The sequence below is a fragment of the Rathayibacter rubneri genome, from assembly GCF_023743255.1.
GTDB lineage: Bacteria > Actinomycetota > Actinomycetes > Actinomycetales > Microbacteriaceae > Rathayibacter > Rathayibacter rubneri.
The window spans coordinates 21,851-40,093 of record NZ_JAMRYM010000004.1; the positions used below are offsets into that span (position 1 = coordinate 21,851).

The following is an 18,243-nucleotide window of genomic DNA, read 5'->3' on the forward strand; positions in this document are numbered from 1 at the left end:
TCGATGAACCGTGAACTCAAGCGCGTGAGCATCGTCGTCCTGACGATGTTCGTCGCCCTCTTCCTCTCCACGACCACGATCCAGGTGATCCAGGCGGACACCCTGTCGGAGGATTCGCGCAACACCCGCACGCTCTACGAGAGCTTCTCGACCGAGCGCGGGGCGATCCTGGTCGACGGCCAGCCGATCGCCTCCTCCGTGCCGAGCGACGACCTCTACAAGTTCCAGCGCCAGTACGCGAACGGGCCCCTCTACTCGGGAGTCACGGGCTACTTCACGCTCAACCAGGGCACGACCGGCATCGAGCGCTCGCTCAACGACTACCTCTCGGGCACCTCGAACTCGCAGTTCTTCGACGAGATCGACAACCTCGTCTCGGGTCAGGACCCCACCGGCGCCTCCGTCGAGCTCTCGATCGATCCGGTCGCGCAGCAGGCGGCCTTCGACGCCCTCGGCGACTACACCGGCGCGGTCGTGGTGACGGAGCCGGCCACGGGCCGCATCCTCGCGATGGTCTCCAAGCCCACCTTCGACCCCACCTCCCTCGCGTCCCACGACACGAACGACGTTCTGGCCGCGTACCAGGCACTCAACGACGACCCGGGAGATCCGCTGATCAACCGGGCCATCGGCGGCTCGCTGAACCCGCCCGGCTCGGTCTTCAAGCTCGTCGTCGCCTCGGCGGCGATCGAGTCCGGTCGCTTCACGCCCGACTCGAGCTTCCCGAACCAGCAGGCGTTCACCCTGCCGGGCACGAGCACCCAGGTCACGAACTCCGGAGGCGGCCTCTGCGGCCCCGGGGACACGGTCACGCTCGCCACCGCGGTGAAGCTTTCCTGCAACGTGCCGATGGCCGAGATGGGCGTGCAGCTGGGCGCCTCCGCGATCCGCGAGACGGCCGAGAAGTTCGGCTTCGACACCGAGCTCGAGATCCCGATGTCGGTCGAGGCGAGCACCTACCCCGCGACGACGGACGACGCGCAGACCGCGCTCACCGCGTTCGGCCAGTACGAGGTGCGCGCCACTCCGCTGCAGATCGCGATGGTCTCGGCGGCGATCGCGAACGGCGGCGAGGTGATGGAGCCGAGTCTCGTCGACGTCATCCGCTCGCAGGATCTGAGCGTCCTGGAGCAGTTCGAGGAGAACCCGCTGGGCCGCGCCGTGAGCGAGGAGACGGCGGACGCCGTGAAGGCGATGATGGTCGCCAGCGTGGAGGACGGCGCCGCGACTAATGCGACAATAGGTGGCGTCACCGTGGCCGGCAAGACCGGCACCGCCGAGAACGGCGGGGACGACCCCTACACCCTCTGGTTCACCGGATTCGCTCCTGCGGACGATCCGCAGTACGCCATCACCGTCCTCGTCGAGAACGGCGGAGGACTCGGACAGAACGGGTACGGCAATCTTCTCGCCGCACCCATCGCACAACAGGTACTAGAGGCGGTGCTGAACAAATGAGACCCACCACAGGCCTCACCTTCGGGGGACGCTACGAACTGCAGTCCAGGATCGCCATCGGCGGCATGGGCGAGGTGTGGCAGGCGACGGATCTGGTGATCGGCCGGACCATCGCGATCAAGATCCTGAAGGACGAGTACCTCGGCGATCCGGGCTTCCTCGAGCGCTTCCGCGCCGAGGCCCGCCACGCCGCGCTCGTCAACCACGAGGGCATCGCCAACGTCTACGACTACGGCGAGGAGGACGGCTCCGCGTACCTCGTCATGGAGCTCGTGCCCGGCGAGGCCCTCTCGACGGTGCTCGAGCGCGAGCGCGTGCTCTCGACCGACAAGGTCCTCGACATCGTCGCGCAGACCGCGCTCGCGTTGCACGCGGCCCACGCCGCCGGCCTCGTCCACCGCGACGTCAAGCCGGGCAACCTGCTCATCACGCCCGACGGCCGCGTCAAGATCACCGACTTCGGCATCGCCCGCATCGCCGACCAGGTCCCGCTCACCGCGACCGGCCAGGTCATGGGCACGGTCCAGTACCTGTCCCCGGAACAGGCGAGCGGTCAGCCCGCGTCGCCCGCCACCGACATCTACTCGCTGGGCATCGTCGCGTACGAGTGCCTCGCCGGGCGCCGTCCGTTCACGGGCGAGTCGCAGGTCGCCATCGCGATGGCCCAGATCAACGACACCCCGCCGGAGCTGCCCGTCACGGTGGCCGAGCCGGTGCGCAACCTCGTCTACTCCTGCATCGCCAAGAAGCCCGCCGACCGTCCGGCCACCGCCGCGCACCTGGCGCGGGCCGCGCAGGCCCTGCGCACCGGAGACGTCCGCGGAGCGGCCCTCGCCGTGCCCGCCGTCGCGGGCGACCTGCCGACCACGCAGGCGACCACCGTGCTGCCGTCCGCCGCGGGCGCCACCCAGGCCACCACCGTGCTGCCCTCGAACACGGCCGCCGTCGCCGCCGGCTCGCTCGTCGGCGCCCCCGAGCTCCAGGATGAGGTCGAGGAGCCGCGCAAGCGCAGCCCGTGGACCTGGCCGCTGATCGCGCTCATCGTGATCCTCGCCATCGTCATCGGCGGCACGATCTTCGCGCTGACCACGGGTGACGGCGATCAGCCCGAGCCGACGCCCACCGTCACGCAGACCCAGGCCCCCTCGCCGACTCCGACACCCACTCCGACCCCGACTCCCACCCAGACCTCGAACTTCGTGCCCATCAACGAGGCCGACTACGTCGGCCGTCCGTTCGACGAGGTCGAGGCCGAGCTCGCCGCGCTGGGAATGGGCGTCGACCGCGTCGACGGCCCGAACGCCCCGAGCGCCGATCAGGTCGGCCTCGTCGAGGGAGTGAACCCCACGGCGAACGTGGTCAAGGGCACGACCATCGAGGTGTCCGTCTTCACCGACGTGGCGACTCCGGATGCTCCGACGGCCGTGCCGACGGTGACTCCCGCCGCGTCGAGCGTCGACGCCGGCGCGACCTTCAACGTCACCTGGAGCAACTACAACCAGTGCCCGAGCGGCACCTCGGTCGCCGGCTACCGGGTGACCGCGACCGGCGAGGGCGCCTCCGTCACGAGCACCAACCCGTCGAACTCCACCACCGCGGCGATCCAGGCAGGGCCCGCCGCCGGCTCGATCGACGTCACCTACACGGTCATCTGCGGAGAGACGGAGTCGGCCGCCTCGCCGACCCTGACGGTCGCGGTCGACGCCCCGGCTCCGACCCCGACTCCGACGCCCACCAACTCGAGCTCGGCGACCGCGCCTCCCACCGGCGCGCCGGAGGAGTAGGCCGCAGACATCGCGACGGGCCCGGAGGAGCGATCCTCCGGGCCCGTCGTCGTCCCCGACGCGTCCAGCCGGATCACGTCGGGCCCGCGGGTACACTTGCCGTGGCTCCTGCGGGGGCAGGGCCATACGGGATTCAGGGCGGGAGCGCACGCGTGACGGAAGAGGGTCGCCTGATCGCGGGACGGTATCAGGTCGGGCCCCGGCTCGGACGCGGCGGCATGTCCGAGGTCTACCTCGGCACCGACACCCGGCTCGGACGCACCGTGGCGATCAAGGAGCTCAAGCTCTCGCTGTCCTCCGACTCCGCGTTCCGCCTGCGGTTCCGTCAGGAGGCGCAGTCCGCCTCGCGCATGTCGCACCCCACCATCGTCCGCGTCTTCGACGCCGGCGAGGAGGTCACGGTCGACGAGCAGGGCGCCGAGTCGCGCCGCCCGTTCATCGTCATGGAGCACATCGAGGGACGCCTCCTCAAGGACGTCATCGCCGAGGGCCCGGTCGACGTGGACGAGGCCGTCCGCATCACCGAGGGCATCCTCACCGCGCTCGAGTACTCCCACCGTGCCGGTGTGGTCCACCGCGACATCAAGCCCGGCAACATCATGCTGACGCCGTCGGGCCAGGTGAAGGTGATGGACTTCGGCATCGCCCGCGCCGTCTCCGACTCAGCGGCGACCGTCGCCCAGACGACCGCGATCCTCGGCACCGCCGCCTACTTCTCGCCCGAGCAGGCGAAGGGCGAGCAGGTCGACGCGCGCAGCGACCTCTACTCCGCGGGCATCGTGCTCTTCGAGCTCCTCACCGGGCGGGCGCCGTTCCGCGGCGACACCCCGGTGGCCGTGGCCTACCAGCACGTCAGCGAGACGCCGCCCGCACCGAGCTCCATCAACCCCGCCGTCAGCCCCGCCCTCGACTCGATCGTGGCCCGGGCGCTCTCGAAGGACCGCTACGAGCGGTTCCAGGGAGCGGCCGAGTTCCGCGACGACCTCCGCGATGCCGCGGCCGGCCGCCTCGCCGAGCACCGGCCGATCGACGAGCTCACCACCTCGCTCTTCGCCGCGCGCAGCCAGGGCGGCATGAACGACTCCGAGCTCGCGCTGCGCCAGCTCGCCGAGGACAACTCGGCCGTGCGCACGCAGCGCCGCCCGCCGGTCCTCTGGATCTGGTCGTCGATCGTCGTGCTCGCGGTGATCGTGGCGGCCCTGGTGATCTGGGTGCTCACCCTCCAGCCCACGACCACGCTCCCCTCGCAGTCGCGCGAGGTGCCGACCCTCACGGGCACGAGCTACGACAGCGCGCAGTCGACGCTGACGGCCCTCGATCTCGTCCCGAGCCAGGTGACCGAGTTCAGCGACTCCGTCCCGGAGGGCGAGGTGGTCCGCACCGATCCCGGATCCGGCACCATCGTCGCTCCGGACACCGTGATCCGCGTCTACGTGTCGCAGGGCGTCCAGCCCGTCGCCGTTCCGGGCACCGCCGGCACGAACCTCGGCGAGGCCATCGCCGCCATCACCGGGGCGGGCCTCGCGGAGGGGTCGCAGACGCGCCAGAACTCGCCGACGATCGCCGCCGACGTGGTACTCTCGACCACTCCGTCGGCGGGCGAGCAGGTCGTCCCCGGCACGCCGGTCGATCTCGTCGTGTCCTCGGGTACCGTCGTCCTGCCCGATCTCGTCGGCCAGTCGCTCAGCGCGGCCCTGGCGGCCCTCGAGGCCGAGGAGCTGCAGCTGGTCGGCGTCGAGGCGCCCGACGAGTCGTGCGAGTCGGTGCGGGCGAATCCGCCGATCATCACGCAGTCGCTCGCCCCCGGCGAGGTGCCGCAGGGCTCCACCGTCGAGCTCGGGTACTGCGCCGGCTGACCGAGTCGCGGAGCGGCCGAGCACGTCCGCCGCTCCGCCGACGGGCCCGCGAGGAGTGGATGCGCCTCCGCATCTCCCGGGATGGACGCGCGCCCGGACGAACCCCTTCCGCTCGGCCTCAGGCGCGGCGGGCGTCGACCAGCGGCTGCTCGAGGTGGAGCAGGTCGCTCGACGCCCCCGACTCCGCCGCAGGCGAGATCCTGCCCCGGATGTCGCTCGGCGTGAGCCCCTCTCGGCGCTTCAGAGCCCGACGCAGGTGATCGGCGGACGAGAACCCGGAGGAGGCCGCGATGGTCTCGAGCGGCACCTCTCTCGGACGACGCCGCAGCAGCTCGACCGCGCTGGCCACGCGGGCGCGTTCGATCTCGCTCGCGACGGTGGTGCCGGCGTCCTCGAACAGGCGCTGCAGCGAGCGGGTCGAGACGTTCACCGCGTCGGCCACCGCCTCGGGAGTGCAGCGCGGTGTGCGATGCGTGCGATCGATGACGATCCTCGCCCGCCCCAGGGTCGCGGCTCGAATGCTCGTCGCACCGGACTGCGCGCCGTGCGAGGCGAGGAACGCGCTCACCAGCAGCTGCTTCACGACGTGGACGAAGTTCGCGAGCTCGGCCTCGCCCGGGACGCCCGTTCCCGACTCCGCCGCGAGCGCGAACGCCGTCGTGAAGGCGGCGGCGGCGCGCGTGGTCCGCGCATCGGGATCGAGCGCATGCACGCCCGAGTTCGTGTCGAAGCCGTAGCGGCGCATCTCGTCCGCGCGGAGGGAGATCTGCAGCAGGCTCACGGGCGTCGTCGACTCCGTGGTGAACGTGGTCGTGCCGGGCTGGTACGAGATCGAGCCCGGCCGCAGCAGAGTGGTGCGCTCCGGACCGACCATCCGCACGAAGCCCTCGAGCAGGAAGGAGAAGGTGAGCACCGAGGAGTCGTCGGCACCCCAGGTTCCGCGCAGGACCCGGAGCGGGGAGGCGGTGATCAGGACGACGCTGACGTCCTGGGAGCCGAAGCCGGAGCCCGTGATTCGGGGCACCGTCCCGGGCTTCACGACGATGCGCGGTCCGAGGCCCTCGAGTTCCCGTATGCCCGTGTACGCCCAGGAGATCTGTTCCACCATCTGCCGCCCCCGGATGTGTCGTTCCGGCAGTCGATCCCCTTGCCGGATGTCCTCCGATTATGCCGGGAAGGGCTACCGCATCTTCCGCCGGAGACCCGTCAAAACACGCCAGCAGGACTGGTGATGAAGCCTCGCGTGGTGCGGAGCGACCCCCGCAGATCCGCGGATCGCTCTCCACTATCCGACATCCATAGCGCATTTCCGGCGCAATCCGCGCGGGTCGTGGCGGGCGAGGTTGACCCCACTGCGGGGGCCATTTCGATGACCTGGACCTCGCGGCGCACGTCGCGAACAGACGGGGCGCCGCGTGCTCCTAGGCCTCGGCGGCGATCGCGGGAGAAGCCGGCCGGCTTCCTCCCACCTCCGTCAGCCAGTTCGCCAGGAGTGCGCGCCCGTAGGGCGTGAGCACCGACTCGGGATGGAACTGCACGCCCACCACCGGCGCGGCGCGGTGCCGGAGGGCCATCACGACGCCCTCGGGCGACATCGCGGTCACCTCGAGCTCGGCGGGCAGCGAGCCGCGCTCCACGGCCAGCGAGTGGTAGCGCATGGCGTCGAATCCGGAGGGGATGCCCGCGAACAGCGCATCCCCCGCGTGCTCGACGGGCGAGGTGCGCCCGTGGAGCGGTTCGGGCGCCTCGCCGACGCGCGCGCCGAGCGCGTGCGCGATCACCTGGTGGCCGAGGCACACGCCCAGCAGCGGATGCGCGTGCTCGACCGCGTGCCTCACGAGCGCGATCGACGTCGGCACGTCCTCGGGCCGTCCCGGCCCCGGCGAGACGAGCACGGCGTCGACCGCGTCGGCGCGGAGGATCGCCTCGGGCGCGGCGAGTTCGGCACCCTCGACCACCTCGACCTCGGCGCCCAGCTCGCGCAGGTAGGCGACCAGGGTGAAGACGAAGCTGTCGTAGTTGTCGACGACGAGGATCCGGGTCACAGCGCGCTCCTCGGCCCGCTCACTCCTGAACGGTGACGTTCCGGTCCAGGACCAGCGACTGCACCCACGGGAAGACCCATTCGGCGAGGGCGACGAGGACCGCCGCCACGAGGACGAGGACGATCAGGAGCCGGACCCACCAGGGCCCGGGCAGGACCCGCCACAGTGCCGCGTACACGTCAGCCCTCCTCGGCGACCGTGGCCGCGATCTCGGCGGGCGGACCGGCGGACCGGGGCTGCCACGACTCGAGCACGCCGTAGGCGATGATCCGCTCAGCGGTCGAGTAGAGCGGATTGCAGCTGGTCAGGGTGATCAGCCGGTCGGTGGGAGCGACGTCGGTCGTCCACGGCACCGGATCGATGACCTGCACGTCCGACGGCTGCACGTACTCGAGGTTGCGGAAGCGGTAGGTGTACCAGCCGTCGGCGGTCTCGATGTAGATCGCATCACCCAGCTGCAGCTCGTCGATCAGGTGCATCCCGCCGCCGTACGCGCTGCGGTGGGCGGCGAGAGCGAAGTTGCCCACCTCTCCGGGCATCTGCGTGGTGGGGTAATGGCCGATGCTGCCCTCGTCGAGGACGTTCGCCGCGTCGACGCCCTCGGCGATCGTGCGGACCCACCCCTCGCCGTACCGGGGGATGTAGAGATTGCCGAACGACGTGTCGATCGCCGACGCCGGAGAGACGACGGGCGCCCCGAAGTCGACCGGAGCGCCCTCGGTGGAGGGCGCGACCTCCGCGGAGGGCGACTCGGACGACTGCGGTCCTCCCCAGCTCTGCCGCAGCTCCGCGGCCTCGGAGGTCTGCTGGTTCGCGATGACCGCGTCGTTCCACCACAGCTGCCAGCCGAGGAAGAGGAGCACGAGGACACCGGCGGTCATCAGGAGCTCGCCCACCACTCCGAAGAACGAGAGGCGGCGCCGCGGGCGGGCGGCGGTACGCCTCGATCGACGCCGCCGAGGGGCGTCGGAGGGCTGCGGGGCGGACATGGCTCGAGTCTAATCGGGCCGTTCCCGCAGGATCCGGCCTCAGGGGCCGGCTGGGGAGACGCCCTCAGCGCCCTGTGGAGAACCGGTGCCGCGGGCCGTCGCGGGCACCCGCTCCCGGTCGGAGGGCTCGGCCCGGTACAGTGTTCCCCATGGCACGAGCGACGAAGAGCCCGAAGCCGGAGCGCGACGAGGCCCGGACCGGAGAGAACTCCCCCAACCCGGTCTGGTTCAAGCCGGTGATGTTCGGCTTCATGCTGCTCGGGCTCGCCTGGATCATCGTCTTCTACGTCAGCCAGGGTCTCCTGCCGATCCCCGATCTCGGCAACGTCAACATCCTCATCGGCTTCGGTATCGCCTTCATCGGCTTCCTGATGACGACCCGCTGGCGCTGACCGCGCCCCTCGCGTGAACGACGCCCCGTCCGGACCTCCGACGGGGCGTTCGTCGTCGGTAACGCGATTGCGTGCCGTCGGCTGCGTCTTCGCGGAGGAGGAGGCCGCACTCCTCGAGGAGGCGGCGCCCTCCGAGGAGGAGCTCGAGCCGCTCCTGCGGCGCAGAGAGGCGGGCGAGCCGCTCGAGCAGATCCTGGGGTGGGTCGAGTTCCGCGGTCTGCGCATCGGGATCGCCCCGGGGGTCTTCGTCCCCCGTCAGCGCACCGCGTTCGTCGTGGACGCGGCGCTGACCGTCCTGGAGGACGCCGTCGGCGGCCGCATCACCGTGCTCGACCTGTGCTGCGGCTCGGGCGCCATCGGTCGCGCCCTCCTCGACGAGCGGAGCGGTCTGCGCCTGCTCGCCGCCGACGTCTCCCCCGAGGCCGTGGCGTGCGCGCGGGCGAATCTCGCCGGACTCGCGACCGTCGTCGAGGGCGATCTCTTCGACGCCCTGCCGGCGCGTGAGCGCGGCCTGCTCGACCTCGTCGTCGTCAACGCCCCCTACGTGCCGACGGAGGCGATCGCCCTGATGCCCCCGGAGGCGCGCCTGCACGAGCCGGCCGTCTCGCTCGACGGCGGGAGCGACGGCCTGGTTCTTCACCGACGGATCGCCCGGGAGGCGCCCGCATGGCTCACTCCGGGTGGTGCCGTCGTGATCGAGGTCGGTCGGGAGCAGGCCCCCGTCAGCGCTGCGGCGTTCGCCGACGCGGGCTTCACCGCCGAGGTGCGGAGGGACGACGAGCGGGGCGCGACCGTCGTGATGGCTCGGCTCCCCCGAACTACACGCCTGTAATTATCCCCAGCTGTGCAAACTCCTGTGGAGAGACGGGGGCGCCGCGCGCATCCCCGGGATCCCGGGGCTCCCGACGGCGATCCGCATCAGGACGCGGCAGGATCGGGGGCTCGCAGCCGCCCTGCTCGGGGTCTGCGGAATGACAGCCGCGTAGTTCTCCCCATTGTTAACAACCCTGTGGATAACTTTCTCCCCACCTGGGGAGAGCGCCTGTGGAAGAACCCCTCGAGCCGGTTACGTCGCCGCTCCCCGCAACCCCTCCGACGGGTTACTCCGCACGAGCCCGGCTGACCCCATGAAGCAGTCACGTCTGGCGAGAAGGGTCCTGCAGCTGCTCGAACAACCGCGGTGCGTCTCGAAAGAGCTGTTGGTCGAGTAGCCCCGCAGGGGCGTATCGAGACCCACGTCCGCCCCCATATCCATGTCGAGGTGCGGCCTTCTCGCGATGGTGGATCTCGAGACGCCCGCTGCACGGACCACTCGATCAGCAGCCTGGACCCGCACCAGGTGGTGACTTCTCCTCGGAGCCCCCGCCCTCGCAGAACGCGGCCGACGACCGGCGTCACGCCAGGAGGTACGCCCCCGCGGTGATGGCGACGAGGCCGGCGCCGATCAGGCCGACGAGCAGATTCTGCGTCCGGCGCTGCGCGCGCTGTCGCGTCTTCGTGAACACGAGACCGATGAGCGCGCCGGCCACGAGGCCGCCGACGTGCGCCTGCCACGCCACGTTCATCCCGGGCAGGAACCCGATGACGAGGTTGAGTCCGACGAGCACCAGCAGCTGCGACGCCTGGCCGCCGAGGTGCCGGAGGATCACCAGGTACGCGCCCATCAGGCCGAAGATCGCTCCGGACGCGCCGATGACCGTGGTGAGCGGTCCGGCGAGCAGGAGGACGCCGACGGACCCCGCGAAGCCGCTGAGCAGGAAGAGTGCGAGGTAGCGACCGCGGCCGAGCATCCGCTCAAGCGCCATGCCGAAGATCCACAGCGTGTACATGTTCAGCGCCAGGTGGAAGGGGATGACGAAGAAGACCGAGGTGCTGTGGAGGAAGACCGAGGTGAGCATCCGCCACGGCTCGAACCCGGCGCCGAAGCCGGGGAGCGTGTAGGCGGGGACGTACGCGAGGCCGCCGATCACGAGATTGCCGACGACCGGCAGGATCTCGAGGATCCAGAGGAAGACGCAGAGAGCGATGATCGCGTAGGTGACCGTGGGCTGGTCGGCACGCGTCATCGCTCGCACGCGTGACACGAGCGGGCTGCGGGTCCGCGGAGCCTCCGACCGCTGCTGCGCCATGTCATCGGGGCAGATCACTCCCACCGGAGCCGGCGTCTGGCACTCGCCGCAGATGGTGCGGCCGCACCGCTGGCAGCGCACGAAGCTCTGCCGGTCGGGGTGGCGGTAGCACGCGTACGCGCTGCTCGGCGGGACCTGGGTCACGGATTCGCCTCCGGGGAGAACGAGGGCCGGATCCAGACGGATCCGGCCCTCGGGGAGAAGGTGGAAGAGGGGATCAGACCTCGGTGATCTCGACGCTCTCGATGACGACGTCCTCGAGCGGCTTGTCGCGGCCGTCGGTGGCGACGGTCGAGAGGGACTGCACCAGCTGCTTCGACGCGTCGTCGGCGACGGCGCCGAAGATCGTGTGCTTGCCCTGGAGCCAGGTCGTCGGCGCCACGGTGATGAAGAACTGCGAGCCGTTGGTCCCGCGCCCCGCCTGCTTGCCGGCGTTCGCCATCGCGAGGATGTACGGCTGCGTGAAGTCGAGCTCGGGGTTGATCTCGTCGTCGAACTGGAAGCCCGGTCCGCCGATGCCCTGGCCGAGCGGGTCGCCGCCCTGGAGCATGAAGTCGGGGATGACGCGGTGGAAGACCGTGCCGTTGTAGAGCGGCTCGGAGGTCTTCGCCCCGGTGGCGGGGTGCGTCCACTCGATGTCGCCGGTCGCGAGACCGACGAAGTTTCGGACCGTCTTGGGAGCGTGATTCCCGTAGAGGTTGACGACGATGTCGCCCTTGTTGGTGTGGAACGTCGCGACTGCGGTGTGCAAAGGCATGGGGGGATTCTCGCACGACGCGTATGTAGGGGTCCCCTGTGCCCGGTGTCAATGCGCTGGGTGCGCGATGCGGAGCCGGATCGATGAGTGGCAGTATTGAGGAGTTCGCTGCTCGTAGCCGATGGAGGACCACACATGGGTCTGTCACGTAAGCACAAGAAGGATCTCAAGCGCCTCCGCAAGAACGCCGAGGCGGTCTGGAGTGAGCAGCAGGAGGTGCTGGCGCACGCGGCCTCCGTTCTCGAGAAGAGCCGCGCTCACGCCGCCAAGTACGCGAAGAAGGAGCTCGTCCCCTTCGCCAAGGACACGTACCAGTCGCGGGTGAAGCCCGTCTACGACAACGGCGTCCACGCGGTCGAGGGCACGTACTCCTCGGCTCGCGACACCGTGCTGCACAAGGTCGTCCCGACCTTCGCCGCCGTCGGAGGAACCGCCGCAGCCGCGTTCGAGGCCGCCAAGGACTCCAAGAACCGCGCCAAGCTCGGCGAGATCTCGAAGGCGCGCTGGGAGGAGCTCACCACTCCGCCCAAGAAGAAGTCGGGCGCCGGCACGGTCTTCGCCATCGGCGCCGCGCTGGTCGCGGTCGGCGGCATCGGCTACGCCGTCTGGCAGACGTTCCGCGCGGACGACGAGCTGTGGGTCGCCGAGGACGAGCCGGCCAGCGCCGCGCAGTCCGCGGCATCGACCGCCTCCTGATCCTTCCCGTCCGGCCCGGACTCCGCCTCGCGGGGTCCGGGCCTGTCGCATGTCCGGAAGCGTCCGGAGTTAGGCTTCTGCCGTGGATATCCGTGTCGCCGCGTACGGCGTGATCATCGACGGGGACCGCATGCTCCTCGCGCACTGGAGCCAGGGGCCCTGGCAGGCGTGGACGCTGCCCGGTGGCGGCATCGACGAGGGCGAGTCTCCGGCTGACGCCGCCGTGCGCGAGATCTTCGAGGAGACCGGCTACCACTCCGAGCTCGAGGCCCTCATCGGGGTCGACTCGCACGTCATCCCGGCGCACCGCCGCAGCGATCCGAGCGCCGGCCCGCTGCACGCCATCCGCGTCGTCTACCGCGCCCGCATCACCGGCGGAGAGCTGACCCACGAGGTCGACGGATCCACGGACGCCGCGTCCTGGTTCCCCGTCGGCGACGTCGAGGCCCTCGAGCGGGTCGAGCTCGTCGACGTCGCCCTCGGCATGAACGAGGCCTGGCTCGTCCGCTGACGGGAATCGCGGGGTCCGTCGCCGCGTTGTCCCTCGTGTGATCGTCGAGCTGTACTCCTCCGCCTTCTGCGGCGCCTGCCACGCGGCCCGCGCGGTCCTGGAGCACGCCGTCGCGCTGGTGCCGGCGGCCGAGCTGCGCGAGTACGACGTGGCGTTCCGGGCCGATCTGGCCGAGGCGGAGCACGTCCGCTCGACTCCGACCGTGGTCGTCCGGTCGGCCGACGGCCGCGCCGTGTTCCGCGCCGAGGGGGCGCCATCCCTCCCCCAGGCCCTCTCCGCCCTCGCCAGGGCCCTGCCGGAGGCCGCCGCAGCCGACGCGCCGTAGGGTGGCCGCAGGAGGTCTCATGCGGCATCGCCTCGCGGTCGTGAGCGGCACCGTCGCGCTCGCCTCGATGGCCGCGGCGGCCCTCGCCGGGTGCTCGAGCGCTGAGGAGGCCAGCGCCGTCGTCGGACTCGGACGCGGGGGTCAGCGCGGCGAGGTCATCGGCGTCGTCGTCGTCTGCTCCGGAGTGGTGGACGGCCTGGAGCTGGCGGTCGACGACACCGCCCCGCTGATCCTCGGAGACGGCCTGCGCCGCATCACCCGGTGGGCGTCCCCGGACTCGATCGTCGATCTCGGAGCCACGGATCTCGTCGGGCGCACGGTCTGGCCGGCCGATCCCCTCGTCGAGCGGTTCGCTCCCGGTGTCGACTACGCGCTGAGCGCCTACGCGGAGGACCGTCCGATGTCGGCGCGACCCGTGGTGTTCCGCGCCGAGCAGTTCGACACCCTCTCGGTCGGCGAGATCATCGTCGGCGACGTCCGCGACGACTCGTCGGAGGTGCTGTCGGTCGAGAACTTCCTCGGGCTGGCCTGCGAGAGCGCGTGACGGCCACTGTCCCCCACCCGCCACACCGACGAGGGCTGACGTGAAGCCGTTCATATTCTATGTTAGGACCTGATCCTTTAATATAGTGGTGCCATGTCCAGTGATGCAGAATCTGCCGGAGGCATGAAGGCGTGGCCGTCCACTTCCTACGAGACCAGGCCGTGGGCGCCGACAGGCGACGAAGTCGGATCCCGGCGACGCAGACGAGCTGCTCACGGACCGTACCTCGCCGCAGTACCGCCTCTCATCGCAGCCCGTGATGTGACGCTCCCTGCCGACCTCGTGGCTCTCAGCGAGGACGCAGGCCGCGAACTGACAAGGTTCGACGCAGAAGTCGGAAGCCTGACTGCGCCTTTCGGGTCGATCCTGCTCCACACGGAGAGCGCATCGAGCTCGGAAGTAGAGAACCTCACGTCGAGCGCGAGGCAGGTCGCCCTTGCGGAGATCGGTGATTCGACATCAGCCAACGCGAGACTCGTGGTGAGAAATGCTGAAGCGATGAAGGCCGCCATAGCGCTTTCCGACGATCTCGACACGGGAGCGATCCTCACGATGCACCGAGTGCTGCTTGAGAATACGAATCCTGAGATCGTCGGGATGTGGCGTAGGCAGCAGGTCTGGATCGGAGGAGGAGGCGTGTCCCCGCACGGAGCTTCCTTCATCCCGCCGCACCACGACCTCGTGCCCGAATTGATGGACGATGTCATGGAGTTCTCGAGAAGAGTCGATCTTCCCGTCATCGCACAACTCGCCATCGCGCACGCCCAGTTCGAGACGATTCATCCGTTTCCGGACGGCAACGGTCGTACAGGTCGTGCCCTCATCCAGGGCATGCTCCGCGCCGGTGGCGTGACCGCCAACGTCACTGTTCCCGTGTCTGCTGGCCTACTCGGAAGCACGGGGCATTATTTCGACGCTCTGACTGCCTACAGGGCGGGCGATCTTCGCCCGATCATCGAGACCCTTTCAGAAGCAGCCTTCTCCGCGATCTCCAACGGTCGCACTCTGGAGAAGGACATCACGCGGATCGCGGCGCGCTGGGATGAACTTGTCCGAGCCCGACGGGATTCCTCGGTCCACGCCCTCAAGCGCCTCCTTCTGCGACAACCGGTCGTCACGACCGGAATCGTGGCGAGTGAGTTGAACGTGAGCTTCCCAGCAGCAGACGCCTCAGTTCAGAAACTCGTGCAAGCCGACATCCTGACTCAATCGAGCGCGGGACGACGCAATAGGCATTTCCAATCGTCGGAGGTGCTCCAGGCGCTGGATGACTTCGGCACTCGCGCACGCCGACAACGCCCGGGGCAGTGAACGATCGAGCATGCCGTCTGCGCCGAGAGATCGTCACGCTGCTGATGACGTCGATCCCGCTCCAGGCGATCTGATGGCCAGGGAGCGCATGTCCGGGAACACCAGACGATGAGGAATGTGGAGCCTGGGAGAATCGAACTCCCGACATCCTGCTTGCAAAGCAGGCGCTCTACCAACTGAGCTAAGGCCCCGGGCCGGAGACGGGGCGATCCGCCTCCGAGAGCTGAACGGCCCGTCACCGCGAGGTGACGGGCCGATCGGCACGGGTGGGGGTACCAGGACTTGAACCTGGGACCTCTTCATTATCAGTGAAGCGCTCTAACCGCCTGAGCTATACCCCCGAAATGGCCAGATGAGACTCTACCTGACGAACCGCCAGAATCCCAATCGGGCCCCGGACCCCGGCGCGAACCGGGACCCGTGCGGCTCACTGGTTGGTGAAGCCGACCAGCAGACCGCCCGTGATCTTGACGCTGAGGTTGTACAGCAGCGCCACGATCGCACCCAGCGCGGTGGTGACGATGGTGTTCAGCACGGCCACGACGACCGCGAAGCCCATGATCTGGGGGAGCGAGATGATCGTGTTGAGATCGAACGCCTCCGCGCCGGCGATGTCCTGGACCAGGCCGTTGACCTGGTCGAAAACGCCCGTCTGCGCGAGCACCGTGTAGACCAGGTAGACGACGACGATCGTGATGATCGCGAGCGTGAGCCCGAGCAGGAACGAGAGCTTCACCGCCGACCAGAAGTCGACGTAGACGAGCTTCAGGCGGACCTGCTTCGCCGCCGGGCTCTTCGCGGACTTCCTGGCGAGCTTCTCGGCGACCGTGCTACTCATCTACGGACCCATCCTCCTCCGACACCGTGTCGGATTCGGAGGACGCCGCTGCGGCGTCGGGATCCTCGTCCGGGGCGTCGAGATTGCGTTCGGTGTTCTTGGCGAGTGCGATGATGCGGTCGTCCTCTGCGAATCGTGCGAAGACGACTCCCATGGTGTCGCGACCCTTGGCCGGTACCTCGGCCACGGCAGAGCGTACCACCTTGCCTCCGGCGAGGACGACGAGCACCTCGTCGTCCTCCCCCGTGATGATCGCGCCCACCAGGTCGCCGCGCTTCTCCTCGAGCTTGGCCACCTTGATGCCCAGTCCGCCGCGGTTCTGCAGGCGGTACTGGTCGACCGCGGTGCGCTTGGCGTAGCCGCCCTCGGTCACGATGAAGACGAAGCCCTCGTCGCTGACGACGTTCGCGTCGAGCAGACGGTCCTCGCCGCGGAACGACATCCCGCGCACTCCCGAGGTCGAGCGGCCCATGGGGCGCAGCGCCTCGTCGGAGGCGGTGAAGCGGATCGACATGCCCTTGCGGGACACCAGCAGCACGTCGCTGTCCTCGTCCACCAGCAGGGCCGAGACGAGCTCGTCGCCCTCGCGGAGCTTGATCGCGATGATGCCGCCGGAGCGGTTGGTGTCGTACTCCGCGAGCGCGGTCTTCTTCACCAGTCCGTCGCGGGTGGCGAGCACCAGGTAGCGGGCCGCCTCGTAGTCGCGGATGTCGAGGATCTGGGCGATCTGCTCGCCCGGCTCCAGTGCGAGCAGGTTCGCGATGTGCTGGCCCTTCGCGTCGCGACTCGCCTCCTGCAGCTCGTACGTCTTGGCGCGGTACACGCGTCCGGTGTTCGTGAAGAAGAGGAGCCAGTGGTGCGTGGTGGTCACGAAGAAGTGCTCGACGATGTCGTCGGCCTTGAGCTGGGCCCCGCGCACTCCGCGTCCGCCGCGGTGCTGCGCGCGGTACGAGTCGCTCCGGGTGCGCTTGAGGTAGCCGCCGCGGGTGACGGTGACGACCATCTCCTCCTCGGGGATCAGATCCTCGACGCTCATGTCGCCGTCGAAGCCGAAGAGGATCTCGGTGCGGCGGTCGTCGCCGAACCGGTCGACGATCTCGTCGAGCTCGTCCGAGATGATGCTGCGCTGGCGCTCCGGGCTCGCGAGGATCGACTTGTAGTCCTCGATCTCGGCCTGGATGCGGTCGTGCTCGTCGATGATCTTCTGGCGCTCGAGCGCCGCCAGGCGGCGCAGCTGCATGTCGAGGATCGCCCGCGACTGCACCTCGTCGATGTCGAGCAGCTCCATCAGGCCGTCGCGCGCCTCCTCGACCGTGGGGGAGCGGCGGATGAGGGCGATGACCTCGTCGAGCGCGTCGAGCGCCTTGAGGTAGCCGCGCAGGATGTGGATGCGCGCCTCGGCCTCATCGAGGAGGAACTGCGTGCGCCGCACGATGACCTCGACCTGGTGGTCGACCCACGCGCGGATGAAGCCGTCGAGCGAGAGCGTGCGCGGGATGCCGTCGACGATCGCGAGCATGTTCGCGCCGAAGTTCTCCTGCAGCGGCGTGTGCTTGTAGAGGTTGTTCAGCACGACCTTGGCGACGGCGTCGCGCTTGAGCACGACCACCAGGCGCTGGCCGGTGCGTCCCGAGGTCTCGTCGCGGATGTCGGCGATGCCCGAGACGCGGCCGTCCTTGACGAGCTCGGCGATCTTGATCGCGAGGTTGTCGGGGTTCACCTGGTACGGGAGCTCGGTGACGACGAGGCAGGTGCGGCCCTGGATCTCCTCGATCGAGACGACGGCGCGCATGGTGATCGAGCCGCGACCGGTCCGGTAGGCGTCCTGGATGCCGCGGACGCCGAGGATCTGGGCGCCGGTGGGGAAGTCGGGGCCCTTGATGCGCTGCAGGAGCGCCTCGAGCAGCTCCTCGCGGGACGCCTCCGGGTTCTCGAGCGCCCATTTGGCGCCGGCCGCGACCTCGCGGAGGTTGTGCGGCGGGATGTTCGTGGCCATGCCGACCGCGATGCCGACCGAGCCGTTGACGAGCAGGTTGGGGAAGCGCGCCGGCAGGATGGCGGGCTCGCGGGTGCGGCCGTCGTAGTTGTCCTGGAAGTCGACGGTGTTCTTGTCGATGTCGCGGACCATCTCGAGGGCCAGCGGGGCCATCTTGGTCTCGGTGTACCGGGGGGCTGCGGCGCCGTCGTTGCCGGGGGAGCCGAAGTTGCCCTGACCGAGCGCGAGCGGGTAGCGGAGGCTCCACGGCTGGACCAGGCGCACGAGTGCGTCGTAGATGGCGGAGTCGCCGTGGGGGTGGAACTGGCCCATCACGTCGCCGACGACGCGCGAGCACTTCGAGAACGCCTTGTCCGGGCGGTAGCCGCCGTCGTACATGGCGTAGATGACGCGGCGGTGCACGGGCTTCAGTCCGTCGCGGACCTCGGGGAGCGCCCGGCCCACGATGACGCTCATCGCGTAGTCGAGGTACGAGCGCTGCATCTCGAGCTGCAGATCGACGGGCTCGATCTTGTCGTGCCCGTGGATCACCACACCGGTCTCGGTGACGATGTCCTCGCCGTCGTCCGGAGTGGTGGGGGTGGTGGGTTCGTCTGCCATGATCTCTGGTCT

18 protein-coding genes and 2 tRNA genes are annotated in these 18,243 nt (G+C 69.5%); 10 read left to right on the forward strand and 10 right to left on the reverse strand.

Going from position 1 to position 18,243, the window contains the following annotated elements:
* The first annotated feature begins 3 nt into the window (after positions 1-3).
* The 3 genes from NB037_RS02610 (at position 4) to pknB (ending at position 5,098) form a co-directional block, all read left to right on the forward strand.
* Positions 4-1,458 (forward strand): peptidoglycan D,D-transpeptidase FtsI family protein, encoded by a 1,455-nt coding sequence (locus NB037_RS02610; RefSeq protein WP_251943405.1) that lies wholly within the window; start codon positions 4-6, stop codon positions 1,456-1,458.
* On the forward strand, positions 1,455-3,242 hold the full coding sequence (locus tag NB037_RS02615; RefSeq protein ID WP_251943407.1) for a protein kinase domain-containing protein: 1,788 nt from the start codon (positions 1,455-1,457) through the stop codon (positions 3,240-3,242). The genes NB037_RS02610 and NB037_RS02615 overlap by 4 nt, the downstream gene beginning before the upstream one ends.
* Before the next feature lie 152 nt (positions 3,243-3,394).
* On the forward strand, positions 3,395-5,098 hold the full coding sequence (gene pknB, locus NB037_RS02620) for a Stk1 family PASTA domain-containing Ser/Thr kinase (RefSeq protein ID WP_308202034.1): 1,704 nt from the start codon (positions 3,395-3,397) through the stop codon (positions 5,096-5,098).
* 118 nt (positions 5,099-5,216) lie between these two features.
* On the opposite strand, the gene NB037_RS02625 is transcribed toward pknB, so the two are convergent.
* The 4 genes from NB037_RS02625 to NB037_RS02640 form a co-directional block, all read right to left on the reverse strand.
* Complete coding sequence (locus tag NB037_RS02625) at positions 5,217-6,206, reverse strand: helix-turn-helix domain-containing protein (protein WP_251943411.1); 990 nt, start codon at positions 6,204-6,206, stop codon at positions 5,217-5,219.
* Between the two features lie 313 nt (positions 6,207-6,519).
* Positions 6,520-7,143 carry an anthranilate synthase component II gene (locus NB037_RS02630; protein WP_251943413.1) on the reverse strand — a complete coding sequence of 208 codons (624 nt, stop codon included), beginning with the start codon at positions 7,141-7,143 and terminating at the stop codon, positions 6,520-6,522.
* Between the two features lie 19 nt (positions 7,144-7,162).
* Positions 7,163-7,321, reverse strand: coding sequence for a hypothetical protein (locus NB037_RS02635; RefSeq protein WP_251943416.1), 159 nt, complete (start codon positions 7,319-7,321; stop codon positions 7,163-7,165).
* 1 nt (position 7,322) lies between these two features.
* Complete coding sequence (locus NB037_RS02640) at positions 7,323-8,132, reverse strand: class E sortase (protein ID WP_251943418.1); 810 nt, start codon at positions 8,130-8,132, stop codon at positions 7,323-7,325.
* A 149-nt stretch (positions 8,133-8,281) separates the two neighbouring features.
* Here NB037_RS02640 and NB037_RS02645 point away from each other — a divergent pair, with 149 nt between their 5' ends.
* Positions 8,282-8,524: a cell division protein CrgA gene (locus NB037_RS02645; RefSeq protein ID WP_207403302.1), complete on the forward strand. Its 243-nt coding sequence runs from the start codon at positions 8,282-8,284 to the stop codon at positions 8,522-8,524.
* Between the two features lie 67 nt (positions 8,525-8,591).
* Entirely contained in the window at positions 8,592-9,356 is a 765-nt protein-coding gene (locus NB037_RS02650; RefSeq protein WP_251943420.1) for a putative protein N(5)-glutamine methyltransferase, read from the forward strand.
* Positions 9,357-9,918: 562 nt separating this feature from the next.
* Here NB037_RS02650 and NB037_RS02655 read toward each other — a convergent pair.
* Positions 9,919-10,590 (reverse strand): rhomboid family intramembrane serine protease, encoded by a 672-nt coding sequence (locus tag NB037_RS02655; RefSeq protein WP_251943422.1) that lies wholly within the window; start codon positions 10,588-10,590, stop codon positions 9,919-9,921.
* Between the two features lie 280 nt (positions 10,591-10,870).
* Positions 10,871-11,410, reverse strand: a complete 540-nt coding sequence (locus tag NB037_RS02660; protein WP_251943423.1) for a peptidylprolyl isomerase — start codon at positions 11,408-11,410, stop codon at positions 10,871-10,873.
* Positions 11,411-11,545: 135 nt separating this feature from the next.
* Here NB037_RS02660 and NB037_RS02665 point away from each other — a divergent pair, with 135 nt between their 5' ends.
* The 5 genes from NB037_RS02665 (at position 11,546) to NB037_RS02685 (ending at position 14,797) form a co-directional block, all read left to right on the forward strand.
* Complete coding sequence (locus NB037_RS02665; RefSeq protein ID WP_207403305.1) at positions 11,546-12,106, forward strand: hypothetical protein; 561 nt, start codon at positions 11,546-11,548, stop codon at positions 12,104-12,106.
* Between the two features lie 82 nt (positions 12,107-12,188).
* On the forward strand, positions 12,189-12,617 hold the full coding sequence (locus NB037_RS02670) for an NUDIX hydrolase (RefSeq protein WP_308202035.1): 429 nt from the start codon (positions 12,189-12,191) through the stop codon (positions 12,615-12,617).
* A gap of 37 nt (positions 12,618-12,654) precedes the next feature.
* A complete protein-coding gene (locus NB037_RS02675; RefSeq protein WP_251943425.1) occupies positions 12,655-12,942 on the forward strand; it encodes a glutaredoxin family protein in 288 nt (95 codons plus the stop codon).
* Positions 12,943-12,982: 40 nt separating this feature from the next.
* Positions 12,983-13,486 (forward strand): hypothetical protein, encoded by a 504-nt coding sequence (locus NB037_RS02680; protein WP_251943427.1) that lies wholly within the window; start codon positions 12,983-12,985, stop codon positions 13,484-13,486.
* A gap of 93 nt (positions 13,487-13,579) precedes the next feature.
* Complete coding sequence (locus NB037_RS02685; protein ID WP_251943429.1) at positions 13,580-14,797, forward strand: Fic family protein; 1,218 nt, start codon at positions 13,580-13,582, stop codon at positions 14,795-14,797.
* A gap of 118 nt (positions 14,798-14,915) precedes the next feature.
* Here the strand turns inward: NB037_RS02685 and NB037_RS02690 are convergent.
* The 4 genes from NB037_RS02690 to gyrA all read right to left on the reverse strand — a co-directional run bounded on the left by NB037_RS02690 (position 14,916) and on the right by gyrA (position 18,231).
* Positions 14,916-14,988: transfer RNA gene (locus NB037_RS02690), tRNA-Ala, on the reverse strand.
* A gap of 76 nt (positions 14,989-15,064) precedes the next feature.
* A tRNA-Ile gene (locus tag NB037_RS02695) sits at positions 15,065-15,138 on the reverse strand.
* 86 nt (positions 15,139-15,224) lie between these two features.
* Positions 15,225-15,635 carry a DUF3566 domain-containing protein gene (locus tag NB037_RS02700; RefSeq protein ID WP_207403309.1) on the reverse strand — a complete coding sequence of 137 codons (411 nt, stop codon included), beginning with the start codon at positions 15,633-15,635 and terminating at the stop codon, positions 15,225-15,227.
* Positions 15,628-18,231: a DNA gyrase subunit A gene (gene gyrA, locus NB037_RS02705; protein ID WP_251943431.1), complete on the reverse strand. Its 2,604-nt coding sequence runs from the start codon at positions 18,229-18,231 to the stop codon at positions 15,628-15,630. Before gyrA ends, NB037_RS02700 begins: the two co-directional genes overlap by 8 nt.
* Positions 18,232-18,243: the final 12 nt, after the last annotated feature.

Excerpts from the sequence above, each read along its gene's own strand:
- NB037_RS02610 (WP_251943405.1), top strand. The coding sequence starts at position 4 with ATGAACCGTGAACTCAAGCGCGTGAGCATCGTCGTCCTGACGATGTTC.
- NB037_RS02615 (WP_251943407.1), top strand. The coding sequence starts at position 1,455 with ATGAGACCCACCACAGGCCTCACCTTCGGGGGACGCTACGAACTGCAG.
- NB037_RS02625 (WP_251943411.1), bottom strand. The coding sequence starts at position 6,206 with ATGGTGGAACAGATCTCCTGGGCGTACACGGGCATACGGGAACTCGAG.
- NB037_RS02640 (WP_251943418.1), bottom strand. The coding sequence starts at position 8,132 with ATGTCCGCCCCGCAGCCCTCCGACGCCCCTCGGCGGCGTCGATCGAGG.
- NB037_RS02645 (WP_207403302.1), top strand. The coding sequence starts at position 8,282 with ATGGCACGAGCGACGAAGAGCCCGAAGCCGGAGCGCGACGAGGCCCGG.
- NB037_RS02655 (WP_251943422.1), bottom strand. The coding sequence starts at position 10,590 with ATGACGCGTGCCGACCAGCCCACGGTCACCTACGCGATCATCGCTCTC.
- NB037_RS02660 (WP_251943423.1), bottom strand. The coding sequence starts at position 11,410 with ATGCCTTTGCACACCGCAGTCGCGACGTTCCACACCAACAAGGGCGAC.
- NB037_RS02665 (WP_207403305.1), top strand. The coding sequence starts at position 11,546 with ATGGGTCTGTCACGTAAGCACAAGAAGGATCTCAAGCGCCTCCGCAAG.
- NB037_RS02685 (WP_251943429.1), top strand. The coding sequence starts at position 13,580 with ATGTCCAGTGATGCAGAATCTGCCGGAGGCATGAAGGCGTGGCCGTCC.
- NB037_RS02700 (WP_207403309.1), bottom strand. The coding sequence starts at position 15,635 with ATGAGTAGCACGGTCGCCGAGAAGCTCGCCAGGAAGTCCGCGAAGAGC.
- gyrA (WP_251943431.1), bottom strand. The coding sequence starts at position 18,231 with ATGGCAGACGAACCCACCACCCCCACCACTCCGGACGACGGCGAGGAC.